General features: G+C 64.3%; 18 protein-coding genes. 12 read left to right on the top strand and 6 right to left on the bottom strand.

What is annotated here, in order from left to right; genetic code table 11:
- Positions 1 to 11 precede the first annotated feature (11 nt).
- Together trhO and CDV49_RS05810 are read left to right on the top strand one after the other, a co-directional pair.
- Entirely contained in the window at positions 12 to 884 is an 873-nt protein-coding gene (gene trhO, locus CDV49_RS05815) for an oxygen-dependent tRNA uridine(34) hydroxylase TrhO (protein ID WP_088214623.1), read from the top strand.
- A 527-nt stretch (positions 885 to 1,411) separates the two neighbouring features.
- Complete coding sequence (locus CDV49_RS05810; protein ID WP_088214622.1) at positions 1,412 to 1,813, top strand: DUF2177 family protein; 402 nt, start codon at positions 1,412 to 1,414, stop codon at positions 1,811 to 1,813.
- A 2-nt stretch (positions 1,814 to 1,815) separates the two neighbouring features.
- On the opposite strand, the gene CDV49_RS05805 is transcribed toward CDV49_RS05810, so the two are convergent.
- The 3 genes from CDV49_RS05805 to CDV49_RS05795 are packed head-to-tail and all read right to left on the bottom strand — an operon-like array spanning position 1,816 to position 3,698.
- Positions 1,816 to 2,544 carry an SDR family NAD(P)-dependent oxidoreductase gene (locus CDV49_RS05805; RefSeq protein WP_088214621.1) on the bottom strand — a complete coding sequence of 243 codons (729 nt, stop codon included), beginning with the start codon at positions 2,542 to 2,544 and terminating at the stop codon, positions 1,816 to 1,818.
- A 3-nt stretch (positions 2,545 to 2,547) separates the two neighbouring features.
- On the bottom strand, positions 2,548 to 3,180 hold the full coding sequence (locus CDV49_RS05800) for a ChrR family anti-sigma-E factor (protein ID WP_088214620.1): 633 nt from the start codon (positions 3,178 to 3,180) through the stop codon (positions 2,548 to 2,550).
- Positions 3,177 to 3,698: a sigma-70 family RNA polymerase sigma factor gene (locus CDV49_RS05795; protein ID WP_088214719.1), complete on the bottom strand. Its 522-nt coding sequence runs from the start codon at positions 3,696 to 3,698 to the stop codon at positions 3,177 to 3,179. Before CDV49_RS05795 ends, CDV49_RS05800 begins: the two co-directional genes overlap by 4 nt.
- Before the next feature lie 249 nt (positions 3,699 to 3,947).
- On the opposite strand from CDV49_RS05795, the gene CDV49_RS05790 reads away from it, so the two are divergent.
- From CDV49_RS05790 to CDV49_RS05755, 8 genes are all read left to right on the top strand, one after another.
- Positions 3,948 to 5,231, top strand: a complete 1,284-nt coding sequence (locus tag CDV49_RS05790) for an NAD(P)/FAD-dependent oxidoreductase (RefSeq protein ID WP_088214619.1) — start codon at positions 3,948 to 3,950, stop codon at positions 5,229 to 5,231.
- A complete protein-coding gene (locus CDV49_RS05785; RefSeq protein WP_088214618.1) occupies positions 5,231 to 6,010 on the top strand; it encodes a DUF1365 domain-containing protein in 780 nt (259 codons plus the stop codon). The genes CDV49_RS05790 and CDV49_RS05785 overlap by 1 nt, the downstream gene beginning before the upstream one ends.
- The gene (locus tag CDV49_RS05780) at positions 6,007 to 7,176 is read left to right on the top strand and encodes an SAM-dependent methyltransferase (protein ID WP_088214617.1); all 1,170 of its coding nucleotides are present in this window, start codon (positions 6,007 to 6,009) and stop codon (positions 7,174 to 7,176) included. The genes CDV49_RS05785 and CDV49_RS05780 overlap by 4 nt, the downstream gene beginning before the upstream one ends.
- Positions 7,173 to 8,585 (top strand): cryptochrome/photolyase family protein, encoded by a 1,413-nt coding sequence (locus CDV49_RS05775; RefSeq protein ID WP_088214616.1) that lies wholly within the window; start codon positions 7,173 to 7,175, stop codon positions 8,583 to 8,585. Before CDV49_RS05780 ends, CDV49_RS05775 begins: the two co-directional genes overlap by 4 nt.
- A 59-nt stretch (positions 8,586 to 8,644) precedes the next feature.
- A complete protein-coding gene (locus tag CDV49_RS05770) occupies positions 8,645 to 9,697 on the top strand; it encodes an NAD(P)H-dependent flavin oxidoreductase (protein WP_088214615.1) in 1,053 nt (350 codons plus the stop codon).
- Between the two features lie 59 nt (positions 9,698 to 9,756).
- Complete coding sequence (locus tag CDV49_RS05765; RefSeq protein ID WP_256947257.1) at positions 9,757 to 9,990, top strand: type II toxin-antitoxin system CcdA family antitoxin; 234 nt, start codon at positions 9,757 to 9,759, stop codon at positions 9,988 to 9,990.
- Entirely contained in the window at positions 9,990 to 10,289 is a 300-nt protein-coding gene (locus CDV49_RS05760; RefSeq protein WP_088214613.1) for a CcdB family protein, read from the top strand. The genes CDV49_RS05765 and CDV49_RS05760 overlap by 1 nt, the downstream gene beginning before the upstream one ends.
- A gap of 131 nt (positions 10,290 to 10,420) precedes the next feature.
- Positions 10,421 to 11,878, top strand: a complete 1,458-nt coding sequence (locus CDV49_RS05755) for a PAS domain-containing protein (protein WP_088214612.1) — start codon at positions 10,421 to 10,423, stop codon at positions 11,876 to 11,878.
- Positions 11,879 to 11,966: 88 nt separating this feature from the next.
- Here CDV49_RS05755 and CDV49_RS05750 read toward each other — a convergent pair whose 3' ends face one another.
- The 3 genes from CDV49_RS05750 to CDV49_RS05740 form a co-directional block, all read right to left on the bottom strand.
- The gene (locus CDV49_RS05750; protein ID WP_088214611.1) at positions 11,967 to 14,144 is read right to left on the bottom strand and encodes a TonB-dependent siderophore receptor; all 2,178 of its coding nucleotides are present in this window, start codon (positions 14,142 to 14,144) and stop codon (positions 11,967 to 11,969) included.
- Positions 14,145 to 14,192: 48 nt separating this feature from the next.
- Positions 14,193 to 15,122, bottom strand: a complete 930-nt coding sequence (locus CDV49_RS05745; RefSeq protein WP_088214610.1) for an AraC family transcriptional regulator — start codon at positions 15,120 to 15,122, stop codon at positions 14,193 to 14,195.
- A gap of 90 nt (positions 15,123 to 15,212) precedes the next feature.
- Positions 15,213 to 16,025, bottom strand: a complete 813-nt coding sequence (locus tag CDV49_RS05740) for a shikimate dehydrogenase family protein (RefSeq protein ID WP_088214609.1) — start codon at positions 16,023 to 16,025, stop codon at positions 15,213 to 15,215.
- 129 nt (positions 16,026 to 16,154) lie between these two features.
- On the opposite strand from CDV49_RS05740, the gene CDV49_RS05735 reads away from it, so the two are divergent.
- Positions 16,155 to 16,766, top strand: a complete 612-nt coding sequence (locus CDV49_RS05735; RefSeq protein WP_088214608.1) for an NIPSNAP family protein — start codon at positions 16,155 to 16,157, stop codon at positions 16,764 to 16,766.
- Positions 16,767 to 16,773: 7 nt separating this feature from the next.
- A complete protein-coding gene (locus CDV49_RS05730) occupies positions 16,774 to 17,595 on the top strand; it encodes a sugar phosphate isomerase/epimerase family protein (protein ID WP_088214607.1) in 822 nt (273 codons plus the stop codon).
- Positions 17,596 to 17,645: the final 50 nt, after the last annotated feature.

The raw sequence follows: 17,645 nt of genomic DNA, 5'->3' as shown, positions 1-17,645 counted from the left end.
TACAGAGCCGCATGTCCCAGATCGTTGCCGCCCTTTACCATTTCACCCGTCTCGAAGCCCTGCCCGAGCTGCGCTCTGCGCTCGCCACGCTCTGCGAGGCGGAGGGGATCCGTGGCACCCTGTTGCTCGCGGACGAGGGCATCAACGGGACAATCGCCGGGCCCCGCGCCGGGATAGATCGGGTGATCGCCCATATCCGTGCCATACCCGGTTGCGCCGCGCTGGAGTGGAAGGAGAGCATCGCCGCGATCATGCCCTTCCGCCGCATGAAGGTCCGCATCAAGCGGGAGATCGTGACGATGGGCCAGCCGGGTGTTGACCCGACGGCGAGCGTCGGAACCTACGTTTCCCCCGAGGCATGGAACGATCTGATCGCGCGGGAGGATGTGGTGGTCATTGACACCCGCAACGCCTACGAAACCGCGATCGGCACCTTTGCCGGTGCGGTCGATCCCGGCATCGACACCTTTCGCGATTTCCCCGGTTGGTGGCAGGCGAACAAGGCGAAGTTCGCGGGCAAGACCCTGGCCATGTTCTGCACCGGCGGCATCCGCTGCGAGAAATCGACAAGCTGGCTGAAGCAGGAAGGCGCGCCGGAGGTTTACCACCTGAAGGGCGGCATCCTGAAGTATCTGGAGGAGGTTCCGGCAGAGAACAGCCGCTGGCAAGGCGCTTGTTTTGTCTTTGACGAGCGCGTGTCTGTCGGTCATGGTCTTGCGCCCGGAGATCACACCCTCTGCCGTGCCTGCGGCTGGCCGGTGACGGCAGAGGGCCGCGCGCATCCCGACTTCGAGGATGGGGTAAGCTGCCCGCAATGTCGGGACCATTATTCGGCAGCCGACCGCGCCCGGTTCCGCGATCGCCAGAGGCAGATGGCGGGATGATTGCGGCACGCGCCGTGGCAGCCTGATGCGATGGCCTGATGATTGCCCGCTGCCCCCAGATCGACATGGCTCTTATCGGGACAGCAAACATCTGCTGATCATCGGCTGAACCTGTATCACCTGATCTGACGGCATCTTGGTGTTCGGCGCTTCTGATTGCGCGGGTGTCGTTATTCCGGTGGCCGAAAGTCGCGACTGCACGGGATGAGAGTATGTCAAAAACCGGTCCCATCGACATCCGGCGAACATCGCTCTCCTCCTTAACAACTGACCTCATCCGCGCGCGCTGATCGCCAGAAACTGGCCGTGGGAGGGAATTCCATTCTGCACCCCCTGTTGTGAAGATGCGTTCTGAAGCGGGCTTGACCGGTAGTATTACCGCCTTACCGCATTCCGCCGCTCTCGCGGATGCCGCGGCAACTGGGGTCATCCCGATCCCGCTGCGTTGGACTAATCGGTGCGCCTCGATTGATCCGCCGCAGGCCGCGCGCCGTATGGCTTGTGCTGAACCTTCGGGAGCCGGTGCGATGCAAACCCTCATCCTCTATGTCATTACCGTCATCGTCTTTCTCGGGCTGGACAGCCTCGGCATCCGGTTCCTCATCCGGCCGGTGTTCGAGCAGCATGTGGGGCATCTTCTTGCCCAACCGCTCAGGCTGGTCCCGGCGGCGCTGTTCTACATGGCCTATGTGGCCGGGCTTCTGTGGTTCGTTTCGCTGACGGCGCTGCGGCAGGAGGCGCCGCTGCAGGCGCTTTGGGGCGGGATGATCCTGGGGTTCCTCTGCTACGGCACCTATGAGATGACCAATTATGCAACGTTGGCGGATTGGTCCGTTCGACAGGTGCTGATCGACGGCCTGTGGGGCACGTTCCTGACCGGCTTCTCCGCCTGGGCGGGTGTCGCGATCATAAGCCAGCGGCTTGCCTGATCTCACCCGATCCGGCGCGTGAGGCGGAAGGCAATCGGATAGGGCAGCACCCGAAGCAACTTCACCGCGAGGGTGAACCGTCTGGGAAAGTGAATCTCGAAAGCCCTGCCGCGGAGCCCGCGCAGCACCCTTCGCGCCGCTTCCTCCGGCTCCATGAGAGCAGGCATGTGGAAATCGTTCTTCGCTGTCAGACGGGACCGGACAAAACCCGGACAAACCAGACGCACATCCACGCGGGGCGCAAGCTCTGCCCGCAGACTCTCCGCCAGATTGTTGATCGCCGCCTTGGTCGCCGAATAGGCCTGCCCGCCGGGAAGACCGAAATAACCCGCAACCGAGCCGAAGAGCACCAGCTGCCCGCCGTCTCGCAGGAGCGGCGGGGTCAGCCTCGCAACATCGAGCGTTCCGAGCAGGTTCACCCGGACAAGCATCTCCGTCCGTGCCGGGTCCAGCGCCGCGACTTTTGCGGGATCGTAGAGGGCGGCCGTGCAGATGATCGCGTCGAACAGCTCCCGCTGCGCGGCAATCGCGGCGGGCAGCATTTCCCGCGCGGCGAGGTCGAGGGGGAGGACTTGCGCCCCCCCAATTTCTTCGGCCAGCGTGCTCAGGGCCGGACCGTCGCGGGCGGAAAGCACAAGGCGCGCGCCCTCCGCCGCAAACGCACGGGCGAGCGCCGCCCCGATACCGGCACTTGCCCCGATCACCCAGATGCGCTTGCCCCTGAAAGTCATCGCTCAGATCCCGAACAGCGGTTGCAGAAGGCGGGGAACCCATCCGCGGAACCGCAGCGGCGCATCGGTCGCCGCGAGGCAGAGACAAGACCCATCGTCCCCTGCGACCGGCTGATGGTTTGTGTCGTTGCCGGCGCACTCCACATCGCCCCGGCCGAACCGCCCTTCGCTGTCGGAGAAGCTGCCCTCCAGTACCAATGTCAGTTCCAGCCCGCCGTGACCATGTTCCGGCACCTTGCGCCCGGATGGAATATGCAGAAGCCGAAGCGATGCGTCCGGCCCCGGCAGGAGGATTTGCTGCCGGATGCCGCCGCCGAGAGACTGCCACCGCGGAGCGGCCACCGTAAGCTCCACCACTGGCGCGGGCAGCACCCCTTTCGCCTCCCGAGGCAGCACAGGCACGGCATGATCCAGCGCCGCAAACACCCTTTCGCGAGCGGCGAGGCTAACCGGCACGGGCGGCAGCCTGTCCAGCAACTCCCCGGCAAGCAGATCCTCGGCCTCCCATGCCGCGCGACAGTCATCACAAAGCGCGACATGGGCCGCGATGACCGTGGCGAAGGCGGCGGCGAGCCGCCCCGCCGCCCAGTCACGCAGCAGGTCGAGCGGAATGTGATGCGTGATCTGCCGCGTCATGGCTTCAGGTCCCGTAGTTCATGCCGCAGCCGCTCCAGTCCGAGCCTGATGCGCGATTTCACCGTCCCGAGCGGCAGGCCCGTCCGATGGCTGATCTCGCTCTGCGGCAGATCATCCATGTAGGCCTGCGCCAGCGCCTCCTGCTGCTCGGCAGAAAGCCGCGAGAGGGCGGCCCGGAGCAACCGCGCCTCCTGTGCAAGCGCCACGCTCTGTGCCGCGTCGTCGGCGGGGGGACCCAGCTCATCCGGCATGGGGATGCGCCTGCGACGGAGCACGTCGATCTGACGGTTGCGGGCGATACGGTATATCCAGCCCGCCGCCTCCGCCCGGCCCGGGTCGAACTGGGCGGCCTTGTGCCAGACGGTGAGGAGGACATCCTGCACGACGTCTTCCGCGCTGCCGTCGGTCAGGCCGCTGCGGATCAGCATGGCCTTCAGCCGTGGAGCAAAGTGATCGAACAATTCGCCGAACGCCTGCCGGTCCTGCCGGTCGCGCACGGCAAGCAGCAGCCGCGTCATCTCCGCCGACCGATCGGGGGATTGTCCGCCTGCCAAATGCACGCCCCTCCTTCTCCATACGATCTGGCCCGACAAAGCCGCGCCTTGCAAGCCTTTCGTGTCTCGGAGGATCGGTATGGGAATTTCGATTGTCATGCCGCTGGATACGCGCAGGACAAGCATTCGGATCATACGCCGCAAATTTCCTTTGGAGGGGGTGATCCGATCCCGCCCGCATCACGTAGAACTTGCGGCGAAGAGGAGATTCCGATGCCTTTTGACCTAACCCGCGGCGCCCCGGCGAACATCGCGATCATAGGCGGCGGGATTGCGGGCCTTGCCTGTGGCTGGGCACTCTGCCGGCATCACCGCGTGACGCTTTACGAGGCGGAGAGGCGTTTCGGCGGTCATGCGCGGACGGTGCTGGCGGGTGCACGGGGCGACAGAGCGGTTGATACCGGATTCATCGTCTTCAACTATGCGACCTATCCGCACCTGACCGCCATGTTTCGTGATCTGAACGTGCCGGTCGAGAAGAGCGACATGAGCTTCGGCGCATCGTTGCAGGGCGGGCGGCTGGAATATGCACTCCGCTCCGGCAACGCGATTTTTGGACAGCGGTCCAACCTGGTTGATCCGGGGTTCCACGGCATGCTCCGGGACATTCTCCGTTTCAACCGGCAGGCGGCAGACCTTCCCGTCACAGCCGATATGACGATAGGCGAGTTGCTGGTGCGTCTTCGGCTCGGGCGGCGCTTCCGGGAGCATTACCTCTATCCGCTCTGCGGTGCCATCTGGTCCACTCCACCGGCTGGAATCGATGCGTTCCCAGCAGAAGCGCTGCTGCGGTTTCTGCGCAATCACGCGCTGATGGCCCCGCGCGGACAGCATCAGTGGTGGACCGTCTCAGGGGGCAGCACAGCGTATCTCTCGCGACTGATCGAAAGCCTGCGGAGCCATGGCGTTGAAATGCGGCCCGGGACACCTGTTCGCTCGGTCACACGGGGGCAGGATGCCGTGACGGTGAGGGGCGAGGGTGCGCTTTCCGAAACCTACGATCACGTGATTTTCGCATGCCACGCGGACCAGACCATGGCCCTTCTAGCCGACGCGGATCCGGCGGAGATCGCAGCGTTTTCGTCCATCCGCTTCCAGCCGAACAGGATGGTGTTGCATCGCGATCCACGGGTGATGCCGCATCGCCGCAGATGCTGGAGTTCATGGACCCATCGGACGGAGGCTGGCGTTACCCCCCAACAGAACGTCAGCGTGAGCTATTGGATGAACCGGCTCCAGAACATTCCCGAAAGCGATCCCCTGTTCGTGACGCTCAACCCGCAGGTGCAACTGCCCGACAGTGTCATTTATGACGAGGCGGTCTTTCACCACCCGCTGTTCGATCGCGCAGCCCTTGCGGCGCAGGGGGTGATCGCAGGGCTTCAGGGCAAGCGGCGAAGCTGGTTCGCGGGGGCGTGGCTGCGCAACGGCTTCCATGAAGACGGCTTCGCCAGCGCCCTGAGGGTCGCCCGTCAGCTGCTGCCGGAGGAGGTTTGATGGAGCCACTGGCCGACAGGCTGCTCTCGGGCGAGGTGCTGCATCTGCGCGCAGGGGTGACCCATGCCCGCCGTGGTGTCACGCGCCATGCCTTCGCCTATCGGGTGGACTACGTTCTGATGGCGCCCGAAACGATGGCGGGGCCGCGCCTCCTGTCGCACAACGGTTTCAACCTGATGGCATTCCACGACCGCGATCACGGGGGGCCACGCGGTGCGGGCCGGGGCGCCCCATGGGCATGGGAACAACTGGCAGCGGCGGGTATCGACCGCAGGCCGGGCATGGTGCTTGCGCTGCTTACCCAGCCGAGATTTCTCGGCCACTGGTTCACGCCCGTGAGCTTCTGGCTTCTTTTGCGGGGAAATGACCTGCTGGCTGCGATCGCCGAGGTGAACAATACCTTCGGCCAGCGTCACAGCTATCTTTGCCTGCCCCTCGGCGCGAGCATTTCTCCCGACGATGAGATCCGCGCGGCCAAGGCATTTCACGTGTCTCCCTTTCAGGATGTTGCCGGCGAATACCGCTTCCGCTTCGGGGGGCTGCCGGACAGGCTGGCGATCCGCATCCGGCAGATCGACGGCGCCGAAGGGCTGGAGGCTGCTATGGCGGGCCCGCTTTCACCGCTCACCAACCGGGCGGTCATGTGGGCTGCGCTCCACAGGCCGGGCGGTGGCTTGCGGGTTCTAGCACTGATCTACTGGCATGCGCTGCGCCTGAAGCGGAAGGGCGCCCGCTACCGCCCCCCTCCCTCTGCGCCGGAGAAGGAGATCAGCCGATGACCTTCGCGACAGGCCTGCTGAAAAATCGGTTCCTCTCCTCTCTCGAAGGCATTTCGCACGGTCGTCTGACCCTTACCACGCCGGAGGGAGCGGTGCTTCGCTTCGGCAGCGCCGGGCCGGAGGCCGATCTGGAGGTACGGGACTGGAGCTTTCTTCCGCGGCTCGCAAGACGGGGCGACGTTGGTCTGGGCGAAAGCTGGATAGACCGGCAATGGGAAACTGCGTCGCTTGAAAACGTCCTTGCGCTGGCCCTGAAGAATATGGATCACCTTGCGCCCTGGGCAAAGGCCGGTCGGCTGCCCGGCTGGGCCATGCGGTTTTCCGACCGTGTTTCCCGCATGAACAGTCTCGGCGGTTCGGCGCGCAATATCCGCGCGCATTACGATGTGGGCAATGAATTCTACCAGCTCTGGCTCGACCGTGGCATGAGCTATTCCAGCGCGCTCTTTGCGCCGGGCGACGATGATCTGGAGCGAGCGCAGACCCGCAAGAACGACCGTATTCTGTCACGTCTGACGGCTGGCGAGACGGTGCTGGAGATCGGCTGCGGCTGGGGAAGTTTCGCCGAGGCCGCTGCAATGCGTGGGCGGCGGGTGAAGGCGATCACCATATCTCCCAGCCAGAGCGCCTATGCCGACGCGAGGCTGGACGGGCGCGCCGAAATCAGATTGCAGGATTACCGGCACACCGCTGGCCGCTTCGACAACATCGTCTCGGTGGAGATGATCGAGGCGGTGGGCGAGCGCTACTGGCCGACCTATTTCGCCACCCTGAAGGCACGTCTGGCCGACGACGGGCGCGCCATCTTACAGGCCATCACCGTGCCTGACGCGAGCTTCCCGGCCTATCGTAAGCGGTCCGATTTCATCCGGCAGCACGCCTTTCCGGGCGGCATGCTGCCCTGTCGGGCCGCGATTGCGGCGCAGGCTGCCCGGGCGGGGTTGACGCTTTCGGACAGCTTTGCATTCGGACAGGATTATGCTCGGACCTGCCGCCTCTGGGCCGGGCGCATGATGGCTGAGCGGCCCCGCATCCTCCGCTTCGGGTACGACGACGCCTTTCTGCGAAGTTGGCAGTTCTATCTGGAAGGCTGCGCCGCGACCTTCGTCACGGGCCGCACGGACGTGGTTCAAGTCGAGCTCACCCATGCCGAGGGACCGGCGTGACGGGCCTTTTGTGGCTTACCCGCGACTTCCGCTTTACGGACAATTCCGCGCTCCTCGCGGCGATCGGGGAGGGGCCGCTTCTTGTCGTGTTCTTCATAGACCGCACGTTGTGCAAGCAGGGGGCTGCCAGCCGCTGGCGTCTGGAACGGGCCTTGCGGTGCTATGACAGCGCCTTGCGACACCGGTCCGGGCGGGGCGTGCTGATCCTTGAGGGAGAGCCGGATCGCCTGCTGCCCGACATTGTCCAGCAGACCGGAGCGCGCAGAGTGCATCAGGGCGATTTCCCAACCGCGGCGACGCGCGCCACGCAAGACCGGCTCCGCGCAGCGCTTCCGCCGCAGGTGGAACTTGTTCTTCATCCGGGACACCTGCTCGCACAGCCCGCGGCCATTCGCACGGCAGGGGGCGGGAGCTACCGCGTTTTCGCGCCCTTTGCCCGCGCCCTTCGCCGTTTCGGACCGGATGTGCCACAACCGGAGGCTCCGCAGCGGTTCGGCGCGGCTGACCCACCGGTCAGGGGGATTGACATCGCAAGGCTCGATCTCGCGCCCGACCTCCATCGCGGGCGAGCGGTGCTGGATCGCTTCGCCTTGCCCGCCGGAGAGGATCGGGCGCGCGAAAGGCTGGACGGCTTCCTTGACCACCTTTCCGGTTATGCGGAAGGCCGTGACAGGCCCGACAGAGCCGCGACATCGGAGCTTTCCGAACATCTGGCCCTTGGCGAGATCAGCCCGCGCACCGTCTGGGCTGCCGCTGAGCTTCGAGCGCAGTCGAATCCCGCGATCTCTGGCGAGGTGGAGAAGTTTCTGACGGAGGTGATCTGGCGCGACTTCGCATGGCATCTGCTCATCGCCTTTCCAGATATGGCGCAAATTCCGTGGAGACCGGAATTGCGTGGATTTCCGTGGCAGGGCGAGGGGCCGGAACTGCGCCGATGGGAGCGGGCGGAGACCGGCATCGCATTGGTGGATGCGGGCCTCCGCGAAATGCGCGTGACAGGCCGGATGCACAACCGGGTCCGCATGGTCGTGGCGAGCTGGCTGACCAAGCATATGCTCACCGACTGGCGACTGGGGTTGCGACATTTCGAGGAAAGCCTGACCGACTGGGATCCCGCGTCCAATGCGATGAACTGGCAGTGGGTTGCTGGCTGTGGGCCGGATGCGTCGCCCTTCTTCCGTATTTTCAATCCCGAAACTCAGGCCGAACGCTTCGATCCCAAGGGAGCCTACCGCGCCCGCTGGCTACCGGGACGGAGGCAACCGGCGGCTGAGGCGGAAGCCTATTATGACACTCTGCCCCCCGGCTGGACTGTACCGCCGCTCTGGCGGCCGCGGGAGGATGATGCGGTGTCAGAGGGGCGGAAACACGCGCTGGAAAGCTATCAGGCATTCCGGTGCCTCTCCTGAGACGTCGGATATTGCGGGCGCTCCGGCGCCGAGGCATCCTCCCGCCGCGGAGGACCCCGATGACACAATCCATACTCAACCAGATGACCATCGTCTTGCCGATCTTTCAGGCACCGATGGCAGGCGTCTCCACCCCGGCGCTTGCCGCGGCGGTATCGGAGGCGGGAGGTCTCGGAGCGCTCGGGCTGGGAGCATCCTCCGCCACCGCCGCCCGTCAGGCCATCACCGATACGCAGGCCCTGACGAAGAAACCGATCAACGTCAATTTCTTCTGCCACCCTCCTGCCCCCCGGAATGAAGCGGTGGAGACCGCGTGGATCCATAGCGCTTCGCCGCTTTTTGCCGACTTCGGCGCCGCTCCCCCATCCACGCTGGAGGAGATCTACATCAGCTTCCGCGAGACGGATGATCTCCTGCGCGTCGTTCTGGAAATGCGCCCGGCGGTCGTCAGCTTCCACTTCGGCCTGCCCCGTGCGCATCAGATCACGGCGTTGCGAAATGCGGGCCTTGTCTTGATCGCCAGCGCCACCTCGCTCTCCGAAGCGCGGATGATCGCCGATGCGGGCTTTCATGCGGTGATCGCCCAAGGCTGGGAGGCCGGCGGGCATCGGGGGATATTCGAGCCCGATGGCCCTGATGAGCGCCTGTCCACCGATGATCTGACACGTCTTCTGGTGCAGGAAGCAGGCCTTCCGGTGATCGCTGCGGGCGGGCTGATGGATGGGCAAGACATTCGCCGGATGCTCGACATGGGCGCCGCTGCGGCGCAACTTGGCACGGCCTTTGTCGGATGCACGGAATCCGCTGCCGATCAGGCCTATCGTGAGCGTCTTGCGAAAGGAGGAAAGACGGAGATGACCCGCGTGATATCGGGCAGACCCGCGCGCTGTCTCACCAACCGGTTTACCGGCTGGGGTCAAGCTTTTCCCGAAACGGACGTGCCCGCCTATCCCCGTGCCTACGATCTGGGCAAAGCGCTCAACGCCGCTGCCAAAGCGAGGGGTGAGACCGGTTATGGCGCGCAATGGGCCGGAACCGGAGCGGGACGGGGCATGAAAGGGGACGCCGCCGAAGTAATGCGCGCGCTCGTTACAGGAGCGGGCGGGTTATAGAGCCGCTTGCCTTTCCAGTGGCCGCGCATATATCATGCGCATGATCCATGAGGTATATCATGCCCATTTCCGCAGCCCGCAAAGCCACCAACCTGACGATCGACACGGCCCTGCTGGCAGAGGCGCGGTCGTTCGGCGTCAACCTGTCCCAGGCAGCAGAGGCGGGACTGCGATCCGCCGTCTCTCGGGCACGGGCAGAGGCGTGGCGGGCGGAAAATCGCCGGGCCATCGAAAGCTCCAACGACTGGGTGGTGGAAAACGGACTGCCGCTGGACGGTTTCCGGCAGTTCTGATGGCGCGCTACGACGTGTATCCCAACCCCGGCGGAGCGGGATATCTTCTGGATGTGCAGGCAGACCTGCTGGACGGCCTGAACACCCGCGTCGTCGTGCCCCTGCTCCCGCCGAACGCCGCCCCCCTGCCCGCGCGACGCCTGAACCCGCTCTTTGACATCGCGGAAATGCCGCATGTGATGGTGACGCAGTTCATGGCCGCAGTTCCGCTTACCGTGCTTGGCCGGCCCGTTGCCTCGCTGATCGCTCGGGATACCGAGATCACGAATGCCCTCGACATGCTTCTGGCAGGTATTTGATCCACAAGATTGTGGTTGACGGACACATCGCTGCCGGTTGGACTTGGCGGCGGCAATGTGCCATGAACATAGATGGAACACCACTTCCCACGGGCCTTCGATCCCGCGGGCGACGGCGAGCGTAGAGCATAATGAGCAATCCTCTGGAAGAACTCCGCATCGACCGCGAGATACACCGCCGAAAGCCAGGGTCCGACCCGTTTGCCGCTGCCATGCGCGCCACGCGGATGCCGATGATCATCACCGACCCCCGGCAGCCGGACAATCCCATCGTCTTTGCGAACGACGCCTTTCTGAAGCTTACCGGCTATGGGAGGGAGGAGGTTCTGGGGCGCAACTGCCGGTTTCTTCAGGGACCGGGCACGAATGCGGAAGATGTGGGACGGCTTCGTCACGCCATCCGAGACCGTGAACCGCTCGAGATCGACCTGCTCAATTACCGCAAGGACGGCACGATCTTCTGGAACCGGCTGCTCGTCTCCCCCGTGTTCGACGAGGGGGAACTGACCTATTTCTTTGCCTCGCAGCTTGACGTGACATGGGAGCGGACGGCGGGTTTCTCCAGCGACCGCAACGAAATGGAACGCGGGATGCAGCAGCGTATCGCCGATCTGACGGCGAGCGAGGAGCGGCTGAACTTCACCCTGAAGGCGGGCGGGCTGGGGACATGGACACTCGACGTGGCGAGCGAAAGACTCGTCGCTTCTGCGATCTGCAAGGCGAATTTCGGTCGCGCCCCGGCAGAAAGCTTCAGCTATGCCGATCTGAAGACCGCCATCCATCCCGATGATGTAGAGCGCTGGTATTCAGCGGTGGCAGCCGCGCTCGCCGCCGGTGGTGATCTCCACGTTGAATATCGCGTAATCTGGCCGGATGGATCCGTTCATTGGATCGAGATCCGGGCGGAAACACGCTTTGACGACGACCATCGGCCCGTGTTGATGAGCGGGGTCTCCATCGACATCACCGCGCGGAGGGCGGCCGAAGCCTATCGTGACCTGATGAACCGGGAAATGGGGCACAGGATCAAGAATATCCTGTCGACGGTTCGATCCATCGTCCGGCAATCGCTTCGTGCCGAGGCGCCGCTCCCCGATATGCGGGATGTTCTGCTGCGTCGCATCAATGCGCTGAGCGGCGCGCATGACGTCCTCACCGGCAAGGACTGGGATATCGCCGCTCTGCGGCAAACAGTGGAGAAGGCCGTCCTGCCATTTAACGGCGAGCGCCGGATTCACTACTTTGGCCCCGATCTGGACATCTCCCACCGGGCGAGCAGTGCACTGACCATGGCGCTGCACGAACTGGCGACGAATGCCGTCAAGTATGGCGCGCTCTCGGGCGAAGAAGGGCGGGTCCGGGTGGAGTGGTTCATAGAGGGCAAGCGCTTCGAACTCCGCTGGATCGAGACCGGCGGCCCGACCGTCATGCTACCCGAGCGGACGGGCTTCGGCTCGACGATGATCGAATACGCCCTGTCGGCCTCTGTCGATGGCACGGCGCAGGTGGAATATCTGCCCGACGGAGTACGCTTTCAGTTGGTGACAGACCTTGCGGCCATGCAGACAGGCGACACAAAGTCCACCTGATCTCTCCAATCGGCCGCTATCGTCACGATCCCCAAGGTTGGCGACGGTGATGGTGGCGTTCCGCGGGCCGTAAACGCCACCCGCCCTTTCACCAGCTCTTGCGCAGCGAAAGCGAGGCGCGCCGCCCATCGCCATAGAAACAGGACAGCGCGCCGTCACAGGAGGAAACATAGTCCCGGTCGGTGAGGTTGGTCACCGAGGCAGCCACCAGCCAACCCTCGCCAAAGGCATAGCTCGCGCCCAGATCGTAGAGCGTCGCTCCATCGACCTTGTACTGATTGAGGTCATCCGCCCATGAGGATCCGAGCCGCCGCACACCCGCCATGACGCTCAGACCCTCCACCTGCGCCACCTGCCAGTCGAGCCGGAGCGAGGCGAAGTTCTCCGGCGTCGCCTTGGGTGTCTTGCCGACGAGGGCCGGGTTCACATCCTCACGCACCTCGATATCCATGGATGTCAGCGCACCGGTGAGGGTGAGGCCCGTCATGATCTCGCCCCGCGCCTCCAGCTCAACCCCGCGGGAGCGGATCTTGCCGACCTGGAAATACTCGTAACCCGCCCCGCCCCAAGCGCTGATCGACACATTCTCCCGCTCCAGATCGAAGGCGGACAGTGTCAGCAAGGTACGTTGGGACGGAGCCCATTTCACGCCCGCCTCCCATTGGCGACCGGTTTCAGGCTCTACCTTGTTGCCCGCCGCATCGTTGACGATCTGCGGCGTGAAATAGGTCGCATAGGAGGCATACGGGGTCACCCCATTGGCAAAGGCATAGGCAAGGCCCAGCCGCCCCGTGAACTCCCCGTCCGAGCGATCCACGCCCTCGGCGCCCGTGGCCTCGTTCCGGCCGGATGAGGTCTCCACCCAGTCGTAACGCGCGTTCGCCGTGGCAATCCAGTTGCCCCAGCGGAGCTGGTCCTGCGCGTAAAGGCCCGCCTGACGCATGGTAATATCCTGATCGATATAGGGAACGGCAGGCGGGAAGACCGCACCCCGAACCGGGTCGAGCACGGATATCGTCGGTGCAGACGGCGATGACGAGGACGCCTGTACCTGGTCCATCTTGAAGATGCGAAGATCAAGCCCGAAGGTCAGCCGGTGCTGGACCGCACCGGTTTCGACGGTTCCTTCGAGCCGGGTATCGGCCAGCGCGCTCCGCGACGTGGTCTGCTGCTGGAAGAGGATGCGGGACAGGTTCGCCTTAGGATCCTGCGGAAGCATCGCGAAATGGTTGGAGAATGTCTCGTTCCACGTGTCGCCGTAGCCATACCCGTAGGCATAAGGCGCGCTTTCGTCGATATCCGACCATGCAAGGCGTATCCCCTGGCTCAGCACCCAGCCGTTGTCGAACCGATGGCGTATCTCGGAGGAAAGCGTGGCCTGATCCCGTTCATACCAGTCCAGCCGCGGGTCGGAGGTGTTGAAGTCGCGCGGAATGAAGCCGAAGTCCGCCCCCCTCACCGTGCCGACATAGGGCAGCCAGGAGCCGCCGACATGCGTTTCATCCACCCGGTAGAGCGTGGCGGAAAGCGTCATCTCCGTCGCCTCGCCCAGATCGAAGGTGACGGAGGGCGCGATCAGGCCTGTCAGCCCGTCATCGAATGCGCCGTTCGACTTTTCCGTGTTGATCTTGCCAAGAAAGCGCCAGTCGTAGCCACCCGCCGTGCCGTTCACATCGGTCGCGATCCAACGGCGGCTGTCGGTGCCGACGCCAGCCTCAACCATACCGCCCGGCGTTCCCGTCGGGCGTTTGGAAACCATGTTGACGATACCGCCGGGATTGGAGCCGCCATAGAGCACGGACGCTGGCCCCTTCAACACCTCCACCCGCTCCAGCAGGAAGGGATCGGTATAGAACCCCCCGAAGCCGAAGGCATATTGCGCCAGACCGTCAAGAAACATACCGGTCTGTGTCGCCTCGAAGCCGCGGATGTTGATCCAGTTGGTATCGGTGTCGAAGCCAAAGGGCGCAGGGCTCACACCCGCTGTATAGCCGAGGATCTCATCGACCTTGGTGGGTTGGAGGACGTTGAACACTTCCCGGCCGATGACGCTCACCGACTGCGGGATCTCCGTGATCGGCGTGGCGCTTTTGGTTCCCACCAGGGTGACAGGGTTGGCATCCGATCCGACGGGGCCGGTTCCTGTGGCCTGACCGTCAAGATAGACCGGGGACAGGGTGGCCTGCTGGGCCGCAACGGGCAGCGCCGCGAGCAGCGTCAGACAGGCAGTGGTGGAGGCGAGGCGGGCGCGCGGCGTGCGGAACATGGGGACTCCCTGAAGGCGTAAGACGGATGGAGGGGTGCTGGGCCGACCTCACCTAGGGGGAAGCGCTCCATCTGTCTTGATCATTTCTGTCGGAATTTGTCGGATCCTGCCGCGCCGTGCAGTATCGCGCTCCCGCCGCCAGTTTCCCGGTGTGATCCCGATGGCGCTGCGGAAACTCCGCGTCAGATGCGCCTGATCCGCAAAGCCCACCGCACAGGCAATTTCCGCCAAGGGCAGGTCGGAGGCCTCAAGCAATCCCTGTGCTCTCGCCAGTCTCCGCCGCAACACCCATTGATGCGGAGGCAGTCCGGTCGCCTGCTTGAAGGCGCGCGTGAACCAGCTTTCGGAAAGACCCGCCACCTGAGCAAGGTCCGTGATCGCGATCCGCCCAGCAAGATTGGCTTCCACATGCTCGCGGACACGCGCGAGTTGACGGCGCGTAAGACCGCCCTTTGCCGCAGCCGCCGGAGGGAGGGCGAAAAGCTCGGCGAGGAATGCCTGTATCAGCCCTTCCCCAGCGAGATCATGGCGCTCCGGTTCCGTGCATTCCCGCGCGATAAGGCCCGCAAGCGTGACAAGAGCCGCGCTGCCGCCCTGAAGGATCGGCCGTGACCAGCACTCGCCGGCAATCGCCCCGCCCAGCCGCTCCTCCATCCGCGCACGGTCCAGATGAAGATCGAGATGGCGAAAGGAATGGGAGTGATCGACGCGGCTCCACACCCTCATCCCGGCAGGGACATAAAAGACCCGCCCGACAGGCCGGAACCCCCGTCCTGCGACAGGGGAAAGGGCCAACGCCTCCGCCCCCTCAAGCAGCACGACGATGCGTGGGTCCGGGGACAGGTATGTGCCGCCCGCCCCTTTGGCGCCCCGCGCATGCCAGACATCCGCGACCACGCCGTCCCAGCCCCGCCATGAGAGGGTGTCACAAAGGCGGATGCCTTCGATCTGGCTCGTCATGTTCGGGCGGAATGTCACGGGATTATCCAGCGGGTGAAGGGGCTGGCTCGCCCACGGGCTGGCTCATCCAAAACTATCACCCCCAGCCCAACCGGTCAATTCCGGCCGTCAGGCGGCGATACGGCGAACCCCCATCAGAAGCTCCGCCAGAAGAAACGCCTGCGCCTCGAACATGCCGCTTCCCGGCATCGTCCTGCAACCGGTGGCCCGCGCCGCGGCGATCAGCGGTGAAACGGCCGGGCGGGTCACCACATCCGCCACGAACTGATCTGCACCAAGGCGAGAGGCATCTACCGGCAAGGGATCGCTTTCCTTCATTCCAAGCGGCGTCGCATGGGCAATGAGCGCAAAGCCCCGCGGATCGGTTCCGCCAATACGGAGCTTGCCCGGGAACCGCTGCTCCAGCCGCGCGATCAGGCTGTCGCGGCGCGCGATATCGATATCATGAACCGCCAGTTCGCTCGCGCCGCGGGCAAGGATTTCATACGCAATCGCAGCCCCGGCGCCACCCGCTCCGATCAGCAGCGCGGGCGTGCCCCCGACATCGAACCCTTCTGCGGCGATCCCGTCCATGTAACCATGCCCGTCCGTGGCGTCCCCGATCCAGTCATCGCCGTCCCTGATGGCGATGTTCACCGCACCAGAGGCGCGTGCGCGGTCAGAAACCCGGCTGCAGAAGTCGAGACAGGCGATCTTGTGCGGGACCGTCACGACGATGCCGCCGCAGTTCCGTATGACTTTCACGCCCTCAAGCCAAGCGGGAAGCCCTTCCGGCTGCACATGAAACGGCACCACCAGTCCATTGAAGCCTCGCTCGGCCATGATCTGGCTGAGCGCGCCGGGTGATTTCACCTGCCCCACCGGATGAGCCACCACGGGAAAGATCATCGTCTCTCCATCCAGTTTCAGGACCTGTCCCATGCGCTTTCCTCCGACTGATCGAAAGTGAATTTTCATAAAATGGAACTTGGTTCAAGTATTAAATTATAATACGGATACGCAGGGATGTTTTGACTCACCCGGGTGAGCCGACGAACAAGGAGAGCTTTGATGACGTTTTATGAACTTGCGACACTCGACACGGTGATCTTCGGCGCCGGCAAGGCGGGAGCGGGACTCGAGCGTTGGGTGACGGAAGGCGCCGGGCGGTTCTGCGGTGCGTGGGCTACTGACATCGGCGCGCTGAACCGCATCTTCATTCTGCGCGCGTTCGATGATCTGGGCGGGGTCTTTGCCGAACGGGAGCGCGCGTTGCTCCACGCTAATCCCTTCGGTTGCGCCGACCATCTGGTCGGCCTGACTATGGAAAGCTACCGGGGGCTGGATTTCCTGCCGCCCGTCGCAGCGGGAAAGTTTGGGCCGATCTATGAATTCCGCACCTACAAGACAAAGATCAACGGCATCCGCCCCACTATGGAGAAATGGCGGACCGCCGTCCCGGCGCGGGAGGCGTATTCCAAGTTGACAGTCGCGATGTACGGCCTGGACGGCGCGCCCCGGCTCACTCAGATCTGGCCTTATGCAAATCTTGCCGATCGCAGTTCGGCGCGCGCGAAGTCGGTGGCAGATGGAGTCTGGCCCCCCAAGGGAGGCCCGGACTGGCTGCTTCCCGACATGACGAGCCAGATCGCGCTGCCGCTTCCCTTCTCCCCCCTGCAGTGAGGCGACGATGAGCCACGCCATTTCTCTCGCCTTTCTCACGGTCTTCGACATCGGCCCGGTCGAGGCGGTCCGTGTCGCGGCAGCGGCGGGCTATGATATGCTCGGCGTACGCCTGCTTCCGGCCGCGACCAGTGGCGAGCAGGACTATCCCCTGCTGACGGATGACGCTCTGCTCGCCGACATGAAGACTGCGCTCTCGGATCATGGCATCCGCGTGGGCGACGTCGAGATCATCCGTCTGAAGCCGGAAAACGATTGGCCGTTGATAGAGCGGTTCTGCGCGCGCTGCGAGGCGCTGGACGCGCGGCATATCCTTGTCGCGGGCGATGACCCGGACACCGGGCGGCTGACGGCAAACTTCGCGCGGCTCTGCGAGATCGCGGCGCGCCATGGGCAGACGGCCGATCTGGAGTTCATGCCGTGGACGGCGGTACCCGATCTCGCTTCGGCTGCCGCGATCGTCGCCGCGTCAGGGCAGCCCAACGGCGGGGTGCTGATAGATGCGCTGCATCTCGACCGTTCCTCCAGCAGCACGGCAGAGGTTGCAGGGTTACCTCCCGCCCGGATGAACTACGTGCAGTTCTGCGACGGCCCGGTGCCCTATGATCCCTCCGACGAGGGGCTGATCCGGGTTGCACGGGGCGAACGCCTCATGCCCGGCCTGGGCGGCGTGGACGTGACAGGGCTTGCCCGCGCGATTCCCCAGGATGTGACAATCAGCGTCGAAGTTCCTCATCGCGCGCTCGCATCGAAGGTCGATGCCCGGGCAAGGGCGGAAATGGCAATGGCTGCCACGCGTGGCATTCTGCGGGGCATCGGTCGTCTATGATGAAATAAGATTTTGATAATACGAATTAAAAAAAGTGATGCCCGGGTCCG

The sequence above is a fragment of the Haematobacter genomosp. 1 genome (genome assembly GCF_002196855.1).
Taxonomy (GTDB): Bacteria; Pseudomonadota; Alphaproteobacteria; order Rhodobacterales; family Rhodobacteraceae; genus Haematobacter.
This window is presented reverse-complemented; position numbering and strand designations above follow the sequence as displayed.

Excerpts from the sequence above, each read along its gene's own strand:
- trhO (WP_088214623.1), top strand. The coding sequence starts at position 12 with ATGTCCCAGATCGTTGCCGCCCTTTACCATTTCACCCGTCTCGAAGCC.
- CDV49_RS05810 (WP_088214622.1), top strand. The coding sequence starts at position 1,412 with ATGCAAACCCTCATCCTCTATGTCATTACCGTCATCGTCTTTCTCGGG.
- CDV49_RS05805 (WP_088214621.1), bottom strand. The coding sequence starts at position 2,544 with ATGACTTTCAGGGGCAAGCGCATCTGGGTGATCGGGGCAAGTGCCGGT.
- CDV49_RS05800 (WP_088214620.1), bottom strand. The coding sequence starts at position 3,180 with ATGACGCGGCAGATCACGCATCACATTCCGCTCGACCTGCTGCGTGAC.
- CDV49_RS05795 (WP_088214719.1), bottom strand. The coding sequence starts at position 3,698 with ATGACGCGGCTGCTGCTTGCCGTGCGCGACCGGCAGGACCGGCAGGCG.
- CDV49_RS05790 (WP_088214619.1), top strand. The coding sequence starts at position 3,948 with ATGCCTTTTGACCTAACCCGCGGCGCCCCGGCGAACATCGCGATCATA.
- CDV49_RS05785 (WP_088214618.1), top strand. The coding sequence starts at position 5,231 with ATGGAGCCACTGGCCGACAGGCTGCTCTCGGGCGAGGTGCTGCATCTG.
- CDV49_RS05780 (WP_088214617.1), top strand. The coding sequence starts at position 6,007 with ATGACCTTCGCGACAGGCCTGCTGAAAAATCGGTTCCTCTCCTCTCTC.
- CDV49_RS05770 (WP_088214615.1), top strand. The coding sequence starts at position 8,645 with ATGACACAATCCATACTCAACCAGATGACCATCGTCTTGCCGATCTTT.
- CDV49_RS05765 (WP_256947257.1), top strand. The coding sequence starts at position 9,757 with ATGCCCATTTCCGCAGCCCGCAAAGCCACCAACCTGACGATCGACACG.
- CDV49_RS05760 (WP_088214613.1), top strand. The coding sequence starts at position 9,990 with ATGGCGCGCTACGACGTGTATCCCAACCCCGGCGGAGCGGGATATCTT.
- CDV49_RS05755 (WP_088214612.1), top strand. The coding sequence starts at position 10,421 with ATGAGCAATCCTCTGGAAGAACTCCGCATCGACCGCGAGATACACCGC.
- CDV49_RS05750 (WP_088214611.1), bottom strand. The coding sequence starts at position 14,144 with ATGTTCCGCACGCCGCGCGCCCGCCTCGCCTCCACCACTGCCTGTCTG.
- CDV49_RS05740 (WP_088214609.1), bottom strand. The coding sequence starts at position 16,025 with ATGGGACAGGTCCTGAAACTGGATGGAGAGACGATGATCTTTCCCGTG.
- CDV49_RS05735 (WP_088214608.1), top strand. The coding sequence starts at position 16,155 with ATGACGTTTTATGAACTTGCGACACTCGACACGGTGATCTTCGGCGCC.
- CDV49_RS05730 (WP_088214607.1), top strand. The coding sequence starts at position 16,774 with ATGAGCCACGCCATTTCTCTCGCCTTTCTCACGGTCTTCGACATCGGC.